A 16,780-nucleotide genomic window follows, 5' to 3' on the forward strand; every position below is an offset into this window, starting at 1 on the left:
CGCGGGCACGAGACTACACGACAATCGTTTTCATTTAGAGAACGGCACCTCGAAGTGCACCACCCGCGCCCCCGCGGCCTCCTCGCGCTCGTCGCACACCACCTTGCCGAGCGAGCGCCAGAAGGGCTCGGCGCCGAGCACCCCGGGGTCGGTGTGCAGATACACGGACCGATAGCCGCCCGCCACCGCGGCGAAGTCGAGCAGCTCCGCCACCAGCCGCCCGGCGAGGCCGCGCCGCCGGTGCTCGGCGCGCACGTACACCCGCCGCAGCTGCGCCGTCTCGCCCGAGGGGAACCGCTCGGCGACCCAGAGCGGGTTCGGCGGGTGCGCGGGGCCGCGGGAGTCGAGCGCGGCGGTGGCGACGACCGAGCCGTCGCGCTCGTCCTCGGCGATCAGCAGCGTGTGGCGGGGGTCCCGCAGATACGCGCCCTCGAGGTCGATGATGTCGCGGTGCCAGCGCGGTACGTAGCCGGTGCCGAAGTCGCGGTAGACGGTGTCGAGCATGACGGCGCGGGCGGCGTCGAGGTCGCCGGGGACGGCTGTTCTGATGCGGTAATCGGGCACTTGCACATGGTACGCAATAAGGCCGCAGCCTTGATCGGCGGCGGCCCTCAGGTCTCGTCGGCGGGCGCCACGGCCTCGCGGTCGGCGCCATCGCGGTCGGTGCCATCGCGGTCGGCACCCTCGCGCTCGGCAGCCCGCGCGGCGTTACGGCGCCGAACCACCACCACGCCGCCCACCACCAGCACCAGCGCCGCGACCCCGGCCACCCCCAGCCCCGCATGCTCGGAGAACAGCCGCCCCAGCAGCTGCAGCACCCCGATCCCCGCGGTCGCGTAGATCACCGCCCAGGCCGCTCCCCCGATGAAGAGCGCGGGGAGATAGCGGCGCAGTGGCATGCGCATCGTGCCGGCCAGGAAGTTGGCGGCGGTCTGGAAGCCGACCGTCAGGAAGGAGACGGCGACGACGGGGGCGCCCCAGCGCTGGATGGCGGACTCCACGCGCTGCAGCTTGGACGCGGAGATCCGCTCGGCGTACTTGCTGCGGCGGGCGCCGGCGCCCGCAAGCCAGCCGACGGCGAAGGTGCCCCCGGCGCGGAGCAGCACGATGACGTAGAGACCGGCGGCCGTGAGCGCGACCTTATCCACGCCGCCTCGCCCTCGGTGCCGGGCGCGCGCTGGGCTCGAGCCTGGTCTCCATACGTCACCTGCGCCTATTCTGCCGGTCCGGACAGAGCCAGGTTATGTGAAGGGCCTCCGGCTCCGTCAGCCAGTCCATCCACGGGAAGGCCAGCCATGAGCACCCCCAGCACACTCGAGTACAAGGTCGTCACCTTCCGCGAGTCCCTGGTCGGCGACGCACTGGACAGCGACAAGCTGGAGAAGGTGCTGAACAAGCATGCCGAGGACGGCTGGGCCCTCAAGGCGATCACGTCCGCCGACGTCAAGGGCCGGATAGGCCCGGGGGCGGTCGGCGGCCTGCTCATCACCCTGGAGCGCCCGCGCCGCTGAGTGCGCGGACCGGAACGCGGACTGGGGCCCCACCGTACGAAACGGTGGGGCCCCAGTCTGCGTGCTGGACGCGTGAACGTCAGGCGGGGGTGATGTTCTCCGCCTGCGGGCCCTTCTGGCCCTGCGTGACGTCGAAGTTCACCTTCTGGCCCTCCTGGAGCTCACGGAAGCCCTGGGCGTTGATGTTCGAGTAGTGGGCGAAGACGTCGGGGCCGCCGCCGTCCTGCTCGATGAAGCCGAAGCCCTTTTCCGAGTTGAACCACTTGACGGTGCCGGTAGCCATAATCGATCTCCTTGGGGCAGTGCCCGCGGGCCCACACCGTGTGGACCCCTAGCGTTGCCACGATGAACCCCGCCCGGATAAGGACCGGTAATACAAAAGTGCCCGACGACATACAGCCGTCCGGGCACTCAAAGTTTCGGGAACCACAACTGCAACAGACGACAACCCTAGCACGTCCGGACCAGCTGCGGCAGATATCCGGCCTCAGCCCAGGAAAGACAGCCTGACCTGCCGGTTCGGGTTGTCCCTGTTCGTGTCTACCAGGCATACGGACTGCCAGGTGCCCAGCGCCAGCCGGCCCTCGATCACCGGGAGCGTGGCGTGCGGCGGAACGAAGGCCGGGAGGACGTGGTCGCGGCCGTGGCCGGGGCTGCCGTGGCGGTGCGCCCAGCGGTCGTCGGCGGGGAGCAGGTCGTGCAGCGCGGCGAGGAGGTCCTTGTCGCTGCCCGCGCCCGTCTCGATCACGGCGACGCCGGCTGTGGCGTGCGGCACGAAGACGTTCAGCAGCCCGTCGCGGCCGCGCGCGGCGGTGCGCAGGAAGCCCTCGACCTCCGCGGTGAGGTCGGTGACGGTCTCCCCGGAGCCGGTGGTGATGTCCAGGGTGCGGGTGGTGAAGGCGTCGGTCATGCCCCCAGTGTCCAACCGGTTCGTACCGCCGCAACATGTGCGCAATGAACGTCCGGCACCCGAGACGCCGTTGACCCGGCTCCGACCGCATCGCTACGTTCCAGGACATGCCTACGTCAGCCCTGCTCACTACGCGCGGTCACATTGATCTGCTGCGAGTGGCCTCCGCCGGCTGTCGCCGCACCAGCTGACGCTCGCCTCCCCCTTTTTCCTTACGCCCCCGCTGCCCGGCGGCGCTCCCGCGCGCCTCCCGGAATGGAGCCCTGCACCATCGCGAGCGTCGCCGGGGACCTGATCAGCGACGGCTCGCTGCCCGACGCCATGGTCACCTCGCTCCGGCGAGTCGCGCTCGGCATCGCCGTCGGCGCGCTCGCGGGCACCGCGCTCCGCTACAACGCGGGCCTGCCTCCGTACGACACCAAGCCGCGCACCTACGGAAAGGGCAACTGATGTCCGCCTCCCCCATCCGCCTGCACTGGTTCCTGCCGACCGGCGGCGACGGCCGCGGGCTCGTCGACCGGCACGCCTTCATCGACGGCGGGGTGCGGCGGGACCGCCTGGCGCCCGTCTCCGGGGTCCGCGCCCCGGACGTCGAGTACCTCGCGCAGATCGCGAAGGCCGCCGAGCGGCTCGGCTTCGAGGCCGTCCTGACCCCGACCGGCACCTGGTGCGAGGACGCCTGGCTGACCACCCTCGCGCTCACCCAGCACACCGAGCGGCTGAAGTTCCTGGTCGCCTTCCGGCCCGGCGTCGTCTCCCCCGTCCTCGCCGCCCAGATGGCGGCCACCTTCCAGCGGATCAGCCGCGGCCGGCTGCTGCTGAACGTCGTCACCGGCGGCGACGCCACCGAGCAGCGCCGCTTCGGCGACCACCTGGACCACGACCAGCGGTATGCCCGCACGGACGAATTCCTGCAGGTCGTACGGGGCGTGTGGGGCGGCAAGCCGTTCGACTTCCACGGCGGGCACTACCGGATCGACGGCGGCCTCGTCGCACTGCCGCCCGACCCGCTGCCGGAGATCTTCTTCGGCGGCTCGTCGCAGGCGGCGGGCCCGGTGGCGGCCCGTAACACCGACGTCTATCTGACCTGGGGCGAGCCGCCGGAGCAGGTCAAGCAGAAGATCGACTGGATCCGCGGCCTCGCCGAGGCCGAGGGCCGCACCGTCCGCTTCGGCATCCGGCTGCACGTCATCGCGCGGGACTCCGCGAAGGAGGCGTGGGCGGTCGCGGACCGGCTGCTCGACGACCTCGACGAGGACACGGTCGCCGCCGCGCAGCAGGCCCTCGGCAAGAGCGAGTCGGTCGGGCAGCAGCGGATGCTCGCGCTGCACGGCGGCTCCCGGTCCCGCGACAAGCTGGAGATCGCGCCCAATCTGTGGGCCGGGATCGGGCTCGTACGGGGCGGGGCAGGCACGGCGCTCGTCGGCAGCCACGGCGAGATCGCCGACCGGATCGAGGAGTACCGGGCGCTCGGCATCGAGCACTTCGTCCTCTCCGGCTATCCGCACCTGGAGGAGGCGTACTGGTTCGGCGAGGGCGTCACCCCCGAGCTGGCGCGGCGCGGGCTGCTCGCCACCATCCCCGCCTCGCCCCTGGCCGGCGTCCCGGCCGTGAACGGCCGCGCGGCGGGCACGGGATGATTTTCCCGCCGCGCGCGGTTGGTAGAAACATGAACTACAGCGGACGCGAGGTCGACACGGTCGTCATCGGAGCAGGTCAGGCCGGGCTCTCGGCGGCGTACTTCCTGCGCAGGGCGGGTCTCGACTTCGTCGTCCTGGACCACTCCCCGGGCTCCGGCGGCGCCTGGCAGTTCCGCTGGCCGACGCTGACGTACGGCAAGGCGCACCGGGTGCACGACCTGCCCGGGATGCGGCTGGAGGAGGGGGACACGACGCGGCCCGCGGCGGAGGTGGTGGGCGAGTACTTCGGGGCGTACGAGCGCGCCTTCGACCTCCCGGTGCTGCGGCCCGTCGACGTGACGGCCGTACGGGAGGGGGATGACGGGCGCCTCGTCGTCGAGTCGTCGGCGGGCACGTGGACCACCCGGACGCTGATCAACGCCACCGGCACCTGGGACCGCCCCTTCTGGCCCCGCTACCCCGGCCAGGAGACCTTCCGCGGCCGCCAGCTGCACACCGCCCAGTACAACGGCCCGGACGACTTCGCCGGGCAGCGCGTGATCGTCGTCGGCGGCGGCGCCTCGGGCACCCAGCACCTGCTGGAGATCGCCGAGGTGGCCGCGGAGACCACGTGGGTCACCCGACGCCCGCCCGTATGGCGCGACGGCGAGTTCAACGAGGACTGGGGCCGCGAGGTGATCGCCCGCGTCACCGAGCGGGTCCGGCAGGGGCTGCCGCCCAAGAGCGTGGTCGCCGAGACCGGCCTCGCCGTCACCGATGACGTCCGCCGCGCCCGCGAGCGTGGCGTCTTCGACCGGCTGCCGATGTTCGAGCGGATCACCCCGACGGGCGCCGCCTGGGCGGACGGCAGCGTCGTCGAGGCCGACATGATCCTGTGGGCCACCGGCTTCCGCGCCGCCATCGACCACCTCGCCCCGCTGCGGCTGCGCGAGCCGGGCGGCGGCGTACGCGTCGAGGGCACCAGGGCGATGCGCGATCCGCGCATCCACCTCGTCGGTTACGGGCCGTCCGCCAGCACCATCGGCGCGAACCGGGCCGGGCGGACGGCGGTCCGCGAGCTCCGGGAGCTGCTGGCCGACGAGAAGGCTCAACTGCCGGCCATAGCCTGACCGGTGACCGCCCGCGGGGTCACTCCGGGCGCGGCTCGGGGACTATCTCGATGGCGGTGCCGCCGCCCCGGCGCGCCCACTCCGCCATCTCCTCCGCCTGCTCGCGCGACTCGACGGCGAACTCCTGCTCGGCGCCGCCCGAGTCCCGCCACCGCAGCCGGTGCGGCCGGGGATTCGGCGCGACCCGCGGGCCCTCGCGGGAGACCCGCTCGTCGATCCGGTTGCGGGCGCCCATGGAGCGGTAGGTGTTCGGATGCTCCACGCCCAGGGCGGCACGGCAGGCGCGCAGGTGCTGCTCGCGGTGGCGGAGCGCCTGGAGCAGCTGTCCCAGCTCCTCGTGCCAGTGCGCGGCCGTCTTGCGGGCGAAGCGGACGCCGGGGGACGTCTCACCCTCGGCCCTGATCCGGTCCTCGATCAGCTGCTCGGCGTCGGCGACGGCGCCGCGCGCGTCGCCCGATCCGCCGCGCCATTCGGCGCGTTCCTGACGGGCCGCGAAGGTGAGGTGGTGGTCGGGCCCGAGGGCCCGGCGGGTGTCGTCGACAAGGGCGGTGCAGTCGTCCAACGTCATCGTCGCGCCGGTGAGCAGGTGCAGCTGGAAGACGCTCAGACGCGCCCTGAGGGTGCCTGCGTCCGCCGCGCCGAAGGCGTCGCGCTGCACCTCGTACTGCCGCTCGGCGACGTCCAGGGCACCCGCCAGGTCACCCTTCCGCCGGCGCCAGGTGCCGACCGTCTCCCTGGTCCTGAGCACGTCCGGGTGTACGGGGCCCAGCGCGCGCTCCTGGTCGGCGAGCAGCGCCTCCAGCTCGGCAAGAGCGCGGGCCCGGACGGGGCGGTTGCGGGACCTGCGGCGCAGCAGTGCGAGTTCGGTGCGGAGCGGGAAGGTGTCCGGGTGGTCTGCGCCCAACCTGCTGGTGACGTCGGCGAGCTGGTCCATGAGCGACTGGAAGTCGGCCGCCCTGGTGCCCGCCCTTGCCTGCCAGTCCGCTATGCGCTCGCCGGTGGCCAGGACCCCCTCCGCGTCCGGGCCGTACGCCTCGGTCTGCGCCTCGTGCAGCGCGCGGGCGGCGGCGACGCCCGCGGTCCAGTCCTGCAGGGAGCCCACCAGCGCCGCGACCTCCTCGAAGACGGCGAGGGTGTCGCGGTGCCCAGGGCCCTGCACGCGAGCGCGGTCGTCGAGCAGCGCCCGGAACTCCGTCAGGGCGCGGTGCCGGTCGCCCATCTCGGCCCGGAAGCGGGCCAGCCGGGTGCGGGCGGCGAGGGTGGCGAGATGGTCCGCGCCGAGCGCGCCGCTGCGCTCGGCGGCGATCCGCTGCAGGGCGGCGACTGCCCCGTCCTTGTCGCGCGCGTTGCTGCGCAGGTGGGCGAGGCGGCCGAGCGCGGCGAGAGTGGCCGGGCCCGCAGGGCCGACGATCCGCATGTGGTCGTCGACCAGCTCCTCCAGAGCCGCGAGCGCCGCCTTCTTCTCGCCGCTGCCGTGCAGCAGTTCGACGACGGCGCCGCGGACCGCGAGCGTGTCGCGGTGGTCGGTGCCCTGCAGGCGGACGCGGTCGGCGAGCAGGCTCCGGCATTCGGCGAGGGCGCGCTCGAAGTCGCCCAGGACGCCCCGCTGGTTGGCGATGCGCAGCCGGGTCGTGAGGGTGTCGCTGTGGTCGTCGCCGAGATCCCGCTGCTGCTCGGCCAGGAGCCGTTCCAGGGTGTCGAGGTCCTGCGAGGGTGACGAGGCGGGCGGCTCGGTGGAGCTCTCGCCCCGGGTCGCGGCGATCAGCCGGCCGGTGGCCGCGACGTCAGCGTGGCCGTCGCCGAGCGTACGCGTCTGCACGGCCAGCAGCTCCTCGAGGCGGGGCAGGGCCTCCTCGAGCTCCCCATGGATCGCCCACCAGCGGGCGAGTCGCGCCTGCGCCACGATGGTCTCCGGGTTCTCGGGGCCGAGCGCCTCGGCCCGTTCCGAATGGAGGGCCTCCAACTCCGCCCGCTGGCCTTCCCGGTCGCCCGACTCGCCGAGCCAGTGGGCCATCCGCTGCCGTACGGCGACCGTGAGGGGGTGATGAGGGCCCAGGCTGCGGGTGCGCACCGCGTGGATGTCCCGGCCGCAGTCCAGCGCGCCCTCGAAGTCCCCCATACCGGCGAGGAACACGGCGAAGCGCAACCAGCTGCGCACCGTCCGCTCGTCCGCCGCGCCCTGCACCCGCAGCCGGTCCCCCAGCAGGTCCTCGGCGGCGCCCACGGCCCCGGCCACGTCACCGCTGCGGCCCTGCAGTTGGACGATCTCCTCACGGATGTCCAGCACCAGCGGGTCGTCGGCGCCGAGCGCCGTCGACTGCTCCGCCAGCAGCTCCTCCAGCTCCGTACGGCCCCGCAGCACCGATCCCGCGTCGACCCGCAGCGCCGCCAGGTGCATCCGGGCGGCGGCGCTGACCCGGCTGCCCGCCCCGGCGGTGGCTTCGGCCTCGGCGCGATCGGCCTCCGCCCGGGTGATCGCCGAGACCAGCAGCTTCGCCCGTACCAGGCTCCGGTTGGCCTCCACGAGCACGGCGTGGGCGCCATCGGCCCAGATCCGGGGCCCGGCGTGGGCGTGCAGCGCGTCGGAGTTGGCGCGCAGGACGCTCTCGCCGTCGGCGTCCTGCGGCTGCGCCCAGGCGTCCAGGAGGGCTTCCGCGGCGATACGTACGGCCTCGGCGAGGGCGGGCTCGTCGAGCTGCTCGCGGGCCGCGTGCTGGATGAGGCCGTGCACGACGACGCCCGCCGCCGGCAGGTCGACGAGGCTGAGCCGGTGCAGGCAGCGCAGCGCGTCGTGGGCGTCGTCCTCGGTGACGGGACCGAGCGGCCCGCCGGTGCGCCGCTCCGCGAGGTAGCCGAGGGCCGGGGGCCCGGCGAGCACCCGCTCGGGGATGCCGTGCGCGCTGAGCACCGAGACCAGCTGGAGCATGGGGCGGGCGAGCCCGGCCGGGGCCAGCTGGTCGGCGAGTTCGATGGAGAGCGACCAGGTGGCGGCGACGGTGGCGCGATAGTCGTCGGCGCGGGCGTCGGCCGGGAAGTTCTGGGCGAGGGTACGGCGCCGGTCGGCCAGCCGGCGCCGGTAGTTGGCGCAGTCCAGGTCGCGGTCGACGATGAACACCGCGGCCTGCGCCAGCGCCAGCGGCAGGCACCCCAGGTCCTCGGCGAGGCCGTGCAGCTCGGCCGGGTCGTCCTCGCGGCCGTGCGCCGCCAGCGTACGGGCCAGATACGCGACGGACTCCTCGACGGTGAACAGGCCCACCTGCACCTGCAGCCGCCCGCTCCCGCGCAGCGACGCGTCCCGGCGCCGGGTGGTGACGACGACGCGGCCGTGCCCGTCGTCGCGCCGCGGCGGCCACAGCCCGTACAGATCGGCTGGGTCGGCCAGGTCGTCCAGGACGATCAGCCAGCGCTTGTCCGTGGTCGCCAGCCAGTCCACGAAGTCCGCGCCGGCCTGCCGCGGGTCGGCGCCCGGGTCGGCGCCGGTGATCCGCCGGCAGGCGTGCGCGTACGCGGAGACGATCGCGTCCCGGCTGTCCGCGGTGACCCATAAGCGCAGAGCGGTGTCGCCGTCCGCGTCCTGCCGGCGGGCGTAGTGCGCGGCCAGCTGGGTCTTGCCGACGCCGCCGGCGCCGGAGAGCACCTGCACCTGGCTGAGCACCGCCGTGCCGCCGCCGCGGACGGCGGCGTCGAGGCTGTCGACGGCCTGCCGGTGCTGGAAGCTGTCGGCCTGCCGCGGGATGGTGCCGAGCCGCAGCGGCCACACGGCGGCGCCCTGGCCCTGGTCCCCGTAGACGTTCACGGTGCCGACGCGGCCGAAGGCCTGGCTGCCGCGGTCGGCGCGCACGTCGCTCCCGGCGCTCCCGGCAGGAGTGGATCTCGGGCTCTCCGGGCCACCCGGGCCACCGGGCCCGCGCTCCGGTACGCCGGGTGCGGTCAGCCCTGGGCCCGCTCCGGCGGCTGAGGGGAGCCGATCTGCACATCCCCCTGAATCTGCGTGGCGGCCACGGAGCCCCGGTCGGCGCGCACCTCGACATCGCCGCCGACGGCAAGGCCACCCTCGCCGGCCTGCACGCCGCCCGGTGCCGCGGCGGGCGCCTCCTCGGCGACCAGCTCGCGCAGCCGGGCGGCGAGCTGCTGCCGCTCGGCCTCGGAGAGCTCCTCCAGCAGGTCGGTGAAGCGCGCCTGCCAGGAGGCCTCCTGCCGCACCCGCTCGGCGTCGTCGGAGTCGTCGCCCGACTCCAGCGCCTGCGCGGTGTCGTCCAGGCGCCGCAGCACCACATCGGTGTGCCGCTCGTCGCCGCGCCCCATGAGGCCCGCGAGCCGGTCCCTGAACCCCTCCCACAGATCGGTCCCCGCCGCGGCCACCACCGCTCGGCCGCACGTGGCCGCAAGTGCCACCAACGCCGCTTCCAGCACGTACGTCTCCCCTCTGACATGTTCAGAGTACATGCGGGCACCGGCGACAGTCCCCAACTGCCTGAGGTAGCTTGATCGTTGGCAGAACAAGGTCCACCGTCCACCTGGGAGCGCCGGCATGACAGACATTGACCCCTCCGTGCCGCACTCGGCACGGTTCTGGAACTACTGGCTCGGCGGCAAGGACAACTACGAGGCCGACCGGGAGATCGCCGACCAGATCGCCGCCTCCTGGCCGGGTCTCGTGGACGTGGCGCGCACCTCCCGCCAGCTGCTCATCCGGGCCGTGCGGCACCTCGCCGGAGAGGCGGGGATACGCCAGTTCCTCGACGTCGGCACCGGCCTGCCCACCGCCGACAACACGCACGAGATCGCCCAGGGCGTCGCCCCCGACGCCCGCATCGTGTACGTCGACAACGACCCGCTGGTGCTCGCCCACGCCCGCGCCCTGCTGACCTCCACGCCGGAGGGCAAGACCGCGTACATCGACGCGGACCTGCGCGACCCGGACGCGATCGTCGCCGAAGCCGCGAAGACCCTCGACTTCGGTCAGCCGGTGGCCCTGATCATGATGGGCGTCCTCGGGCACGTCGAGGACTACGAGGAGGCCCGCGCCCTCATCCGCAGCCTCATGGCGCCGCTCCCGCCGGGCAGCTATCTGCTGCACTACGACGGCTCCGCCACCTCGCCGGAGATGATCGAGGCGCAGGACCAGTACAACTCCAGCGGCGCCATCCCGTACTACGTCCGCAGCCCCGAGCAGATCGCCGGCTTCCACGAGGGCCTGGAGCTGGTGGACCCGGGCGTGGTGATGGTGACCGAGTGGCGCCCGGAGGCGACGCAGGTCGGCACGCCGCAGCGGGTGGACGCGTACGGCGGGCTCGGGCGCAAGGCGTAACGCGGTAAGGCGGTAAGGCGGTAAGCAGTACCGCTCAGCGCTGCGTCAGGCTCGACCTGCGCACCACCAGCTCCGGCTGCAGCACGATCCGCTGGTGCTCGTGGGCGGCCGCGTCGTCGCCGGTCTCCTCGATGAGCAGGTCGGCGGCCGCGCGGCCCATCCGGTACGCGGGCTGGCGGACCGAGGTCAGCGGCACCGCGGCCGCCGCCGCGAACTCGATGTCGTCGTAGCCGACCAGCGCCATGTCGCCCGGGACATCGACCCCGGCCGCGTACAGCGTCTGCAGCATGCCGAGCGCGAGCAGGTCGTTGGCGCAGAACACCGCCGTGGGCCGCGGCGACATGCCGAGCAGCCGCTCGCCCGCGTCCCGGCCCGCGGCCACGTCGAGGCGGTCGCACTCGATCTGCAGCAGCGCCCGCTCGTCGAGCCCGCCCTCCTTCAGCGCGTTCAGCGCGCCCGTACGCCGGTCCTGGCACTGCGGGAGGTGCATCGGCCCGCTCACGTACACGACGCTCTCGTGGCCGCCCTCCAGAAGATGCCGCACGGCGAGCGCGCCGCCCGCGACGTCGTCCACCGACACCGAGCAGGCGTCGGCGGAGGCGACGGTGCGGTCCACGAAGACGTACGGGATGCCGTGCCGCGCGAAGGACGCGACGGTGCCGCCGGAGTCGTCGGCCGGGGTCACCAGCACCCCGCGCACGCGCTGCTCCACGAAGAGCTCGAGGTACGCGGCCTCCTCCTGCGCGCTCTGCGCGCTGTTGCACAGCATCACGCCGAGGCCGGCGTCCCTGGCGGCGCGCTCGGCGCCGGTGGCGACGTCCACGAAGAACGGGTTCGCCATGTCCAGGACCAGCAGCGCGATGATGCGGCTGCGGCCCGCCCGCAGCTGGCGGGCCGATTCGCTGCGTACGTACCCGAGCCGGTCGATCACCGCCTGCACGCGGTCCCTGGTGGCCTCGGCCACCGTCTCCGGGCGGTTGATGACATTCGAGACCGTGCCGACGGAGACCCCGGCCTGTCGCGCCACGTCCTTGATGCCCACCATGCGCGCCACGACTGCATTCCCTTCGCCCGTTGTGCCGCCCACTCTAAGGCGCCTTACCGGATCTCCTAATCCAGGTGGAAGACCTCCTCCAGCGGCAGCATCGCCTCGTCGGGCCCGGCGCCGTCCAGCCGCTCGAAGAACGGCGCCATGTCGGCCTGCCACCTGGTGTTGACGTCGGTGGCCGCCATCGCGGCCTGCGCGGCGGCGAAGTCGTCGGTCTCCAGGTAGCCGACGAGCAGCCCGTCGGGTCGCAGGAAGAGCGAGTAGTTGCGCCAGCCGGCCGCCGTGAGCGCGTCCAGCATCCCGGGCCACACGGCGGCGTGCCGCTCTCGGTACTCGGCGAGCCGGTCCTGGCGGACCTTCAGCAGGAAGCAGACGCGCTGCACGGAGCCGCCCTCCTTTTAGAAGTCGAAGTCGTCGATGTTCTTCTTGTCGAAGACCGTCGGCGGGCCGAGGATGACCTCGCCGTCCTTGCCGATAGTGCGCTCGCCGAGCTCGCCCGCCTTGAACTTCTCCCCCTCGGCGCCGGTGATCTGCCCGGACGCCAGCGCGGCGGCCGCGTAGGCGCCGAGATAGCCGAGCTTCTTCGGGTCCCAGAGCGAGAACTCCTCGACCGTGCCGTCCTTGATGAACTTCCGCATCTGGTTCGGCGTGCCGAGCCCGTTCAGGACGACCTTGCCCTTGTACGAGGACGAGCTGATGTAGCGGGCCGCGGCGGCGATGCCCACCGTGGTCGGCGAGATGATGCCCTTCAGCTTCGGATACGCCTTCAGCAGGCCCTGCGTCTCCTGGAAGGACTTCTGGTCGTCGTCATCGCCGTAGGCGACCTTGACCAGCTTCATGTCCTTGTACTTCGGGTCCTTCAGCTCGTCCTTCATGAACTTGATCCAGGTGTTCTGGTTCGTCGCGTTCTGGGTGGCGGACAGGACCGCGATCTGCCCCTTGTAGTCCAGCTGCTTGGCGATGCGCTGGACCTGGGAGCGGCCGATCTCCTCGGAGCTGGCCTGGTTGATGAAGAGCTGGCGGCAGTCCTTGGCCGTGTCGGAGTCGTACGCGACGACCTTGATGTCCTGCTTCATCGCGGTCTTGAGCGGGCCGCAGACCGCGTTCGGGTCGTTGGCGGCGATGAGGATCGCGTCCTGCTTCTGCTGGATCAGCGTGTTGATGTAGCTGACCTGCGACGACGCCTTGGCGTCGGAGGGGCCGACCTCCTTGGCCTGGCCGTCGAACTCCTTGCTCGCGGCGATCCCGGCCTTGTCGACGATCTGCTCGTACGGGTTGTTGATCTGCTTGGGCAGGAAGGCCAGCTTCAGGCCCTTCTTCAGCGGCGCGTCCGGGTTCGCCTTCTCACCCGCGGCCTCCTTCTTCGCGTCGTCCTTGGCGTCGTCCTTGGTGGTGCCGGAACAGCCGGCCCCGGCCAGCGCCAGGGCGCAGACCGCGGCGGTCGCGGCGAGGGTGCGGCTCTTGAGGTACATGGCGAGGGTGCCTTCCGGGTCGATGAGGTTCTGCTACGGGGTCAGGGCGCGGCCGCGAGGCGTCGCTGGCGGCGCTCGGTGAGCACGGCGATGACGCGCGGGGTGAGGACGGAGATGATCAGCAGCAGGCCGGTGACGATGACCTGGATCTCGTTGGAGATGTCGTTGAGCGTGAGGAGGTTGTTCAGCAGGCCGATGAGCAGCACACCGGCGACGGCGCCGCCGAGCGTGCCCTTGCCGCCGTTGAAGTCGACGCCGCCGAGCAGGACCGACGCGATGACGGTCAGCTCCAGGCCGAAGCCGTTGTCGGCGCGTGCGCTGCCGTAGCGCAGGGTGTAGACGATCCCGGCGAAGGAGGCGACCAGCCCGGAGACGGCGAAGAGCGCGAGCTTGATCCGCTTGACCCGGATCCCGGCGAAGTGCGCGGCGTCCTCCTGCGCCCCGATCGCGTACAGCGACCGCCCGAAGCCGGTGGAGTGCAGCAGCACCGCGGCGATGACGGCGAGGACGATGAAGAGCGCGATCGGATACGGGACGAAGGTGCCCGGCACCGTCTCGGTGGACGCGGCCCACTTCCCGTACGCCTCGGGGAAGTCGGCGACCGCCTTGTCGCCGAGGACGACCGAGGCGAGGCCGCGGTAGAGGGTGAGGGTGCCGATGGTGACCGCGAGCGGCGGCAGCCCGATCCGGGTGACCAGCCAGCCGTTCAGCAGCCCGCCGAGCACGCCGACGAGCAGGCACACGGGCACGATCAGCTCGAAGGTCCAGCCCGCGTCCCACAGGCTGCCGGCGAGGGCCGACGAAAGCCCCAGCATCGAGGCGACCGACAGGTCCACCTGCCCGGCCACCACCAGCAGCGTCATCGGCAGCGCGATCAGCGCGATCTCGGCGGTGTCGTTGAGCGCGGAGGACAGGTTGCCCGTGTCGGCGAAGCCGTCGGTGGTGCCGGAGCCGGTGAGGAAGACGGCGATCAGCAGGATGCCGACGGCCGTGTCCCAGCGCAGGTACTTGCTCATGCCCGGCTCCTCTTCCGCAGGGCGCTGGTGGTGCGCTGCTGGACGATGCGGTCGGTGGTGATGGCGGCGAGGAGCAGCACGCCGGTGATCGCCTGCTGCCAGAAGGACGACACCTTCAGCACCACGAGCGCGCTGCCGATGGTGGTGAGCAGCAGCGCGCCCAGCGCCGCGCCCCACACCGAGCCCGTACCGCCGGTGATGGCGACGCCGCCGACCACGACGGCGGAAACGACGGTCAGCTCCCAGCCGTTGGCGGCGTCGGCGACGACCGTGCCGAAGCGGGCCAGCCACAGCGCGCCCGCGAAGCCCGCGATGGCGCCGGAGAAGGCGTACGCGGCGAGCACCCGGCGGCGGATCGGGATCCCCGCCAGGCGGGCGGCCTCCGGGTTGGAGCCGATCGCGTACAGCTCGCGGCCGCCGCGGTAGGTGCGCAGGTAGTACGCGGTGGCGGCGAGCACGGCCGCGGAGAGCAGCGGCAGATACGGGATGCCGAGGATGCTGCCGCTGCCGAGGTCCAGGACGCCGTCGGGGAGCGTGGCGGCGTTGATCTGCTCGCCGTGCGCCCACCAGTAGTCGAAGCCCTGGATGACGTACAGCATGCCGAGCGTCACGACCAGCGCGGGCACTCGGCCGAAGCTCACCAGAAGTCCGCTGATCAGGCCGCAGAGCACGCCGATGCCGATGCCGAGGAGGCAGACGGTGAGCGCGCTGTGCGAGGTGTTCTTGACGAAGTCGCCGCAGGCGAAGGCGGTGAGGCCGACGACCGAGCCGACGGACAGGTCGATGTTGCGGGTGATGACGACGACCGACTGGCCGACGGCGAGCAGCACCAGGATCGAGGAGTTGAGGAGCAGGTCCTTGATGCCCTGGTCGTCGAGGAAGCTGCTGTTGGCGATCCAGGTGCCGAGGATCAGCAGCACCAGCGCGCCGCCGATGGACAGCTCGCGGGCGCGGAAGACCGTATCGACCAGGGATCGGGCCGAGGTGTCGGCCTGCGGGGCGGCGGGGCGGCTGTCCTGGGTGGTCATACTCATGCCGCCTCCTTGCCGTTGTTACGGCCTGTGGCCGCCGTCATCACCGTCTCCTCGGTGGCCTCCGCGCGCGGGATCTCGGCCGTCAGCCGGCCCTCGTGCATCACCAGCACGCGGTCCGCCATGCCCAGCACCTCGGGCAGGTCGGAGGAGACCATCAGCACCGCCAGGCCCTCGGCGGCGAGCGACGACAGCAGCCGGTGCACCTCCGCCTTCGTGCCGACGTCGATGCCGCGGGTCGGCTCGTCCACGATCAGCACGGACGGCTCGGTGGCCAGCCACTTGGCGAGCACGACCTTCTGCTGGTTGCCGCCGGAGAGCACCTCGACGGAGTCGGAGAGCTTGCCGTACTTCAGCTGCAGCCTGGTCGCCCAGTCCGTGGCCCGGCCGCGCTCCAGGGCGCGCTTGACGAGGCCGCCGGTGCCGAGGCTGCCGAGCCCGGTCAGGCCGATGTTGCGCTCGATGGACAGCTCCATGACCAGGCCGCGCTGCCGCCGGTCCTCGGGTACGAGGGCGACGCCCGCGTCCATGGCGGCGGTGGGTGAACCGGCGGGCAGCTTGGTGCCGTTCACGTGCACCTCGCCCGCGTCGGCGCGGTCCACGCCGAAGGCGGCCTGGACGACCTCGCTGCGCCCGGCGCCGACCAGCCCGGCGAGGGCGACGATCTCGCCGCGCCGGACGTCGAAGGACACGTCGCGGAAGACGCCCTCGCGGGTCAGGCGGCGTACGGACAGGGCGACTTCGCCGAGCTCGGCGTCCTGCTTGGGGTAGAGCTCATCCAGGTCGCGGCCCACCATGCGCCGCACGAGGGCGTCCTCGGTGAGCGCGGCCACGTCGTCGGTCGCGATCCAGCGCCCGTCCCGCAGCGTCGTCACCTTGCCGCAAAGCCGGAAGATCTCCTCCAGCCGGTGCGAGATGAACAGCACCGCCGCGCCCTCGGCGCGCAGCGCCTCGACCACGGAGAACAGCCGGGCCGTCTCGCTGCCGGTCAGCGCGGCCGTCGGCTCGTCCATGATCAGCACCCGGGCGTCGAACGACAGCGCCTTCGCGATCTCCACGATCTGCTGGTCGGCGATGGACAGGCCGCGCGCGGGCCGCGCCGGGTCGAGCGGGACGCCGAGCCTGCGCATCAGCGCGGCGGTGGCCTCGTGCACCTGCGCGCCGTCGATGCGGCGCAGGGAGCGGCGGGGCTGGCGGCCCATGAAGATGTTCTCGGCGATGGACAGGTCGGGGAAGAGCGTCGGCTCCTGGTAGATGACGGCGATGCCGGCGTCGCGGGCATCGGCGGGTCCGCCGAAGGCGACCGCCGTGCCGTCCAGCCGCACCTCGCCCGTGTCCGGGCGGTGCACGCCCGCGAGGGTCTTGATCAGTGTGGACTTGCCGGCGCCGTTCTCGCCGGCCAGGGCGTGCGCCTCGCCGGCGTGCAGCTCGAGGGTCACGTCGGTCAGCGCGCGGACGGCGCCGAAGGACTTGCTCAGGCCCTGTACGGCCAGAATAGGGGGTCGGGTCATGGCTGTACCCAAGGTCTCAGAGGGCTGGTTCATGAGTGGGGTGAAAGGTTTCAAAGCTTTGCACGGAAGCTAGACCCCGCACTTCCGCAGCGTCAATGGTCGGGGCGTCGATTTCTCGTCCAGATGCCAAGTCCATCCACCGGCCCTTGACATGGTCGCGGCCCGTCTCTAGCGTCCCCTCGGTGAAACGATTCATACCCCACGAGTCGTTAGTTGGGAGC

At 72.4% G+C, this 16,780-nt stretch carries 17 protein-coding genes; 5 read left to right on the top strand and 12 right to left on the bottom strand.

Annotated features, from left to right (window positions below; translation table 11 throughout):
* Positions 1 to 30: 30 nt before the first annotated feature.
* Together ACNNMR_RS04975 and ACNNMR_RS04980 are read right to left on the bottom strand one after the other, a co-directional pair.
* A complete protein-coding gene (locus ACNNMR_RS04975; protein ID WP_419993280.1) occupies positions 31 to 564 on the bottom strand; it encodes a GNAT family N-acetyltransferase in 534 nt (177 codons plus the stop codon).
* A gap of 47 nt (positions 565 to 611) precedes the next feature.
* Complete coding sequence (locus tag ACNNMR_RS04980; RefSeq protein WP_419993281.1) at positions 612 to 1,148, bottom strand: DedA family protein; 537 nt, start codon at positions 1,146 to 1,148, stop codon at positions 612 to 614.
* Positions 1,149 to 1,295: 147 nt separating this feature from the next.
* Between ACNNMR_RS04980 and ACNNMR_RS04985 the strand changes: the two genes are divergently transcribed.
* Positions 1,296 to 1,511 (top strand): DUF4177 domain-containing protein, encoded by a 216-nt coding sequence (locus ACNNMR_RS04985; RefSeq protein WP_419993282.1) that lies wholly within the window; start codon positions 1,296 to 1,298, stop codon positions 1,509 to 1,511.
* Between the two features lie 79 nt (positions 1,512 to 1,590).
* On the opposite strand, the gene ACNNMR_RS04990 is transcribed toward ACNNMR_RS04985, so the two are convergent.
* A complete protein-coding gene (locus tag ACNNMR_RS04990) occupies positions 1,591 to 1,794 on the bottom strand; it encodes a cold-shock protein (protein WP_419993283.1) in 204 nt (67 codons plus the stop codon).
* 204 nt (positions 1,795 to 1,998) lie between these two features.
* Complete coding sequence (locus ACNNMR_RS04995) at positions 1,999 to 2,421, bottom strand: secondary thiamine-phosphate synthase enzyme YjbQ (protein ID WP_419993284.1); 423 nt, start codon at positions 2,419 to 2,421, stop codon at positions 1,999 to 2,001.
* Between the two features lie 255 nt (positions 2,422 to 2,676).
* Between ACNNMR_RS04995 and ACNNMR_RS05000 the strand changes: the two genes are divergently transcribed.
* From ACNNMR_RS05000 to ACNNMR_RS05010, 3 genes are read left to right on the top strand one after another with little or no spacing between them, the layout of a single operon-like run.
* A complete protein-coding gene (locus tag ACNNMR_RS05000) occupies positions 2,677 to 2,871 on the top strand; it encodes a hypothetical protein (protein ID WP_419993285.1) in 195 nt (64 codons plus the stop codon).
* Positions 2,871 to 4,061: an LLM class flavin-dependent oxidoreductase gene (locus tag ACNNMR_RS05005; protein WP_419993286.1), complete on the top strand. Its 1,191-nt coding sequence runs from the start codon at positions 2,871 to 2,873 to the stop codon at positions 4,059 to 4,061. Before ACNNMR_RS05000 ends, ACNNMR_RS05005 begins: the two co-directional genes overlap by 1 nt.
* A 29-nt stretch (positions 4,062 to 4,090) precedes the next feature.
* Positions 4,091 to 5,170: an NAD(P)-binding domain-containing protein gene (locus ACNNMR_RS05010; RefSeq protein WP_419993287.1), complete on the top strand. Its 1,080-nt coding sequence runs from the start codon at positions 4,091 to 4,093 to the stop codon at positions 5,168 to 5,170.
* 19 nt (positions 5,171 to 5,189) lie between these two features.
* On the opposite strand, the gene ACNNMR_RS05015 is transcribed toward ACNNMR_RS05010, so the two are convergent.
* Together ACNNMR_RS05015 and ACNNMR_RS05020 are read right to left on the bottom strand one after the other, a co-directional pair.
* Positions 5,190 to 9,011, bottom strand: coding sequence for an NB-ARC domain-containing protein (locus tag ACNNMR_RS05015; RefSeq protein ID WP_419993288.1), 3,822 nt, complete (start codon positions 9,009 to 9,011; stop codon positions 5,190 to 5,192).
* An 89-nt stretch (positions 9,012 to 9,100) separates the two neighbouring features.
* A complete protein-coding gene (locus ACNNMR_RS05020) occupies positions 9,101 to 9,616 on the bottom strand; it encodes a hypothetical protein (RefSeq protein ID WP_419993289.1) in 516 nt (171 codons plus the stop codon).
* Between the two features lie 85 nt (positions 9,617 to 9,701).
* Between ACNNMR_RS05020 and ACNNMR_RS05025 the strand changes: the two genes are divergently transcribed.
* Complete coding sequence (locus ACNNMR_RS05025; RefSeq protein WP_419993290.1) at positions 9,702 to 10,481, top strand: SAM-dependent methyltransferase; 780 nt, start codon at positions 9,702 to 9,704, stop codon at positions 10,479 to 10,481.
* Positions 10,482 to 10,515: 34 nt separating this feature from the next.
* Here ACNNMR_RS05025 and ACNNMR_RS05030 read toward each other — a convergent pair whose 3' ends face one another.
* The 6 genes from ACNNMR_RS05030 to ACNNMR_RS05055 form a co-directional block, all read right to left on the bottom strand.
* The gene (locus tag ACNNMR_RS05030) at positions 10,516 to 11,526 is read right to left on the bottom strand and encodes a LacI family DNA-binding transcriptional regulator (RefSeq protein WP_420000266.1); all 1,011 of its coding nucleotides are present in this window, start codon (positions 11,524 to 11,526) and stop codon (positions 10,516 to 10,518) included.
* Positions 11,527 to 11,591: 65 nt separating this feature from the next.
* On the bottom strand, positions 11,592 to 11,912 hold the full coding sequence (locus ACNNMR_RS05035; protein ID WP_419993291.1) for an L-rhamnose mutarotase: 321 nt from the start codon (positions 11,910 to 11,912) through the stop codon (positions 11,592 to 11,594).
* Positions 11,913 to 11,927: 15 nt separating this feature from the next.
* The gene (gene rhaS / locus ACNNMR_RS05040; RefSeq protein WP_419993292.1) at positions 11,928 to 13,001 is read right to left on the bottom strand and encodes a rhamnose ABC transporter substrate-binding protein; all 1,074 of its coding nucleotides are present in this window, start codon (positions 12,999 to 13,001) and stop codon (positions 11,928 to 11,930) included.
* Between the two features lie 41 nt (positions 13,002 to 13,042).
* A complete protein-coding gene (locus tag ACNNMR_RS05045) occupies positions 13,043 to 14,017 on the bottom strand; it encodes an ABC transporter permease (protein ID WP_419993293.1) in 975 nt (324 codons plus the stop codon).
* Positions 14,014 to 15,051, bottom strand: a complete 1,038-nt coding sequence (locus tag ACNNMR_RS05050) for an ABC transporter permease (RefSeq protein WP_419993294.1) — start codon at positions 15,049 to 15,051, stop codon at positions 14,014 to 14,016. Before ACNNMR_RS05050 ends, ACNNMR_RS05045 begins: the two co-directional genes overlap by 4 nt.
* Positions 15,048 to 16,592 carry a sugar ABC transporter ATP-binding protein gene (locus tag ACNNMR_RS05055; RefSeq protein ID WP_419993295.1) on the bottom strand — a complete coding sequence of 515 codons (1,545 nt, stop codon included), beginning with the start codon at positions 16,590 to 16,592 and terminating at the stop codon, positions 15,048 to 15,050. Before ACNNMR_RS05055 ends, ACNNMR_RS05050 begins: the two co-directional genes overlap by 4 nt.
* Between the last annotated feature and the right edge of the window lie 188 nt (positions 16,593 to 16,780).

It is taken from the genome of Streptomyces boninensis (assembly GCF_048572725.1).
In the GTDB taxonomy this organism is placed as follows: Bacteria; Actinomycetota; Actinomycetes; order Streptomycetales; family Streptomycetaceae; genus Streptomyces; species Streptomyces boninensis.

Excerpts from the sequence above, each read along its gene's own strand:
- ACNNMR_RS04985 (WP_419993282.1), top strand. The coding sequence starts at position 1,296 with ATGAGCACCCCCAGCACACTCGAGTACAAGGTCGTCACCTTCCGCGAG.
- ACNNMR_RS04990 (WP_419993283.1), bottom strand. The coding sequence starts at position 1,794 with ATGGCTACCGGCACCGTCAAGTGGTTCAACTCGGAAAAGGGCTTCGGC.
- ACNNMR_RS04995 (WP_419993284.1), bottom strand. The coding sequence starts at position 2,421 with ATGACCGACGCCTTCACCACCCGCACCCTGGACATCACCACCGGCTCC.
- ACNNMR_RS05000 (WP_419993285.1), top strand. The coding sequence starts at position 2,677 with ATGGAGCCCTGCACCATCGCGAGCGTCGCCGGGGACCTGATCAGCGAC.
- ACNNMR_RS05005 (WP_419993286.1), top strand. The coding sequence starts at position 2,871 with ATGTCCGCCTCCCCCATCCGCCTGCACTGGTTCCTGCCGACCGGCGGC.
- ACNNMR_RS05010 (WP_419993287.1), top strand. The coding sequence starts at position 4,091 with ATGAACTACAGCGGACGCGAGGTCGACACGGTCGTCATCGGAGCAGGT.
- ACNNMR_RS05020 (WP_419993289.1), bottom strand. The coding sequence starts at position 9,616 with ATGTACTCTGAACATGTCAGAGGGGAGACGTACGTGCTGGAAGCGGCG.
- ACNNMR_RS05025 (WP_419993290.1), top strand. The coding sequence starts at position 9,702 with ATGACAGACATTGACCCCTCCGTGCCGCACTCGGCACGGTTCTGGAAC.
- ACNNMR_RS05030 (WP_420000266.1), bottom strand. The coding sequence starts at position 11,526 with ATGGTGGGCATCAAGGACGTGGCGCGACAGGCCGGGGTCTCCGTCGGC.
- rhaS (WP_419993292.1), bottom strand. The coding sequence starts at position 13,001 with ATGTACCTCAAGAGCCGCACCCTCGCCGCGACCGCCGCGGTCTGCGCC.
- ACNNMR_RS05045 (WP_419993293.1), bottom strand. The coding sequence starts at position 14,017 with ATGAGCAAGTACCTGCGCTGGGACACGGCCGTCGGCATCCTGCTGATC.
- ACNNMR_RS05050 (WP_419993294.1), bottom strand. The coding sequence starts at position 15,051 with ATGAGTATGACCACCCAGGACAGCCGCCCCGCCGCCCCGCAGGCCGAC.
- ACNNMR_RS05055 (WP_419993295.1), bottom strand. The coding sequence starts at position 16,592 with ATGAACCAGCCCTCTGAGACCTTGGGTACAGCCATGACCCGACCCCCT.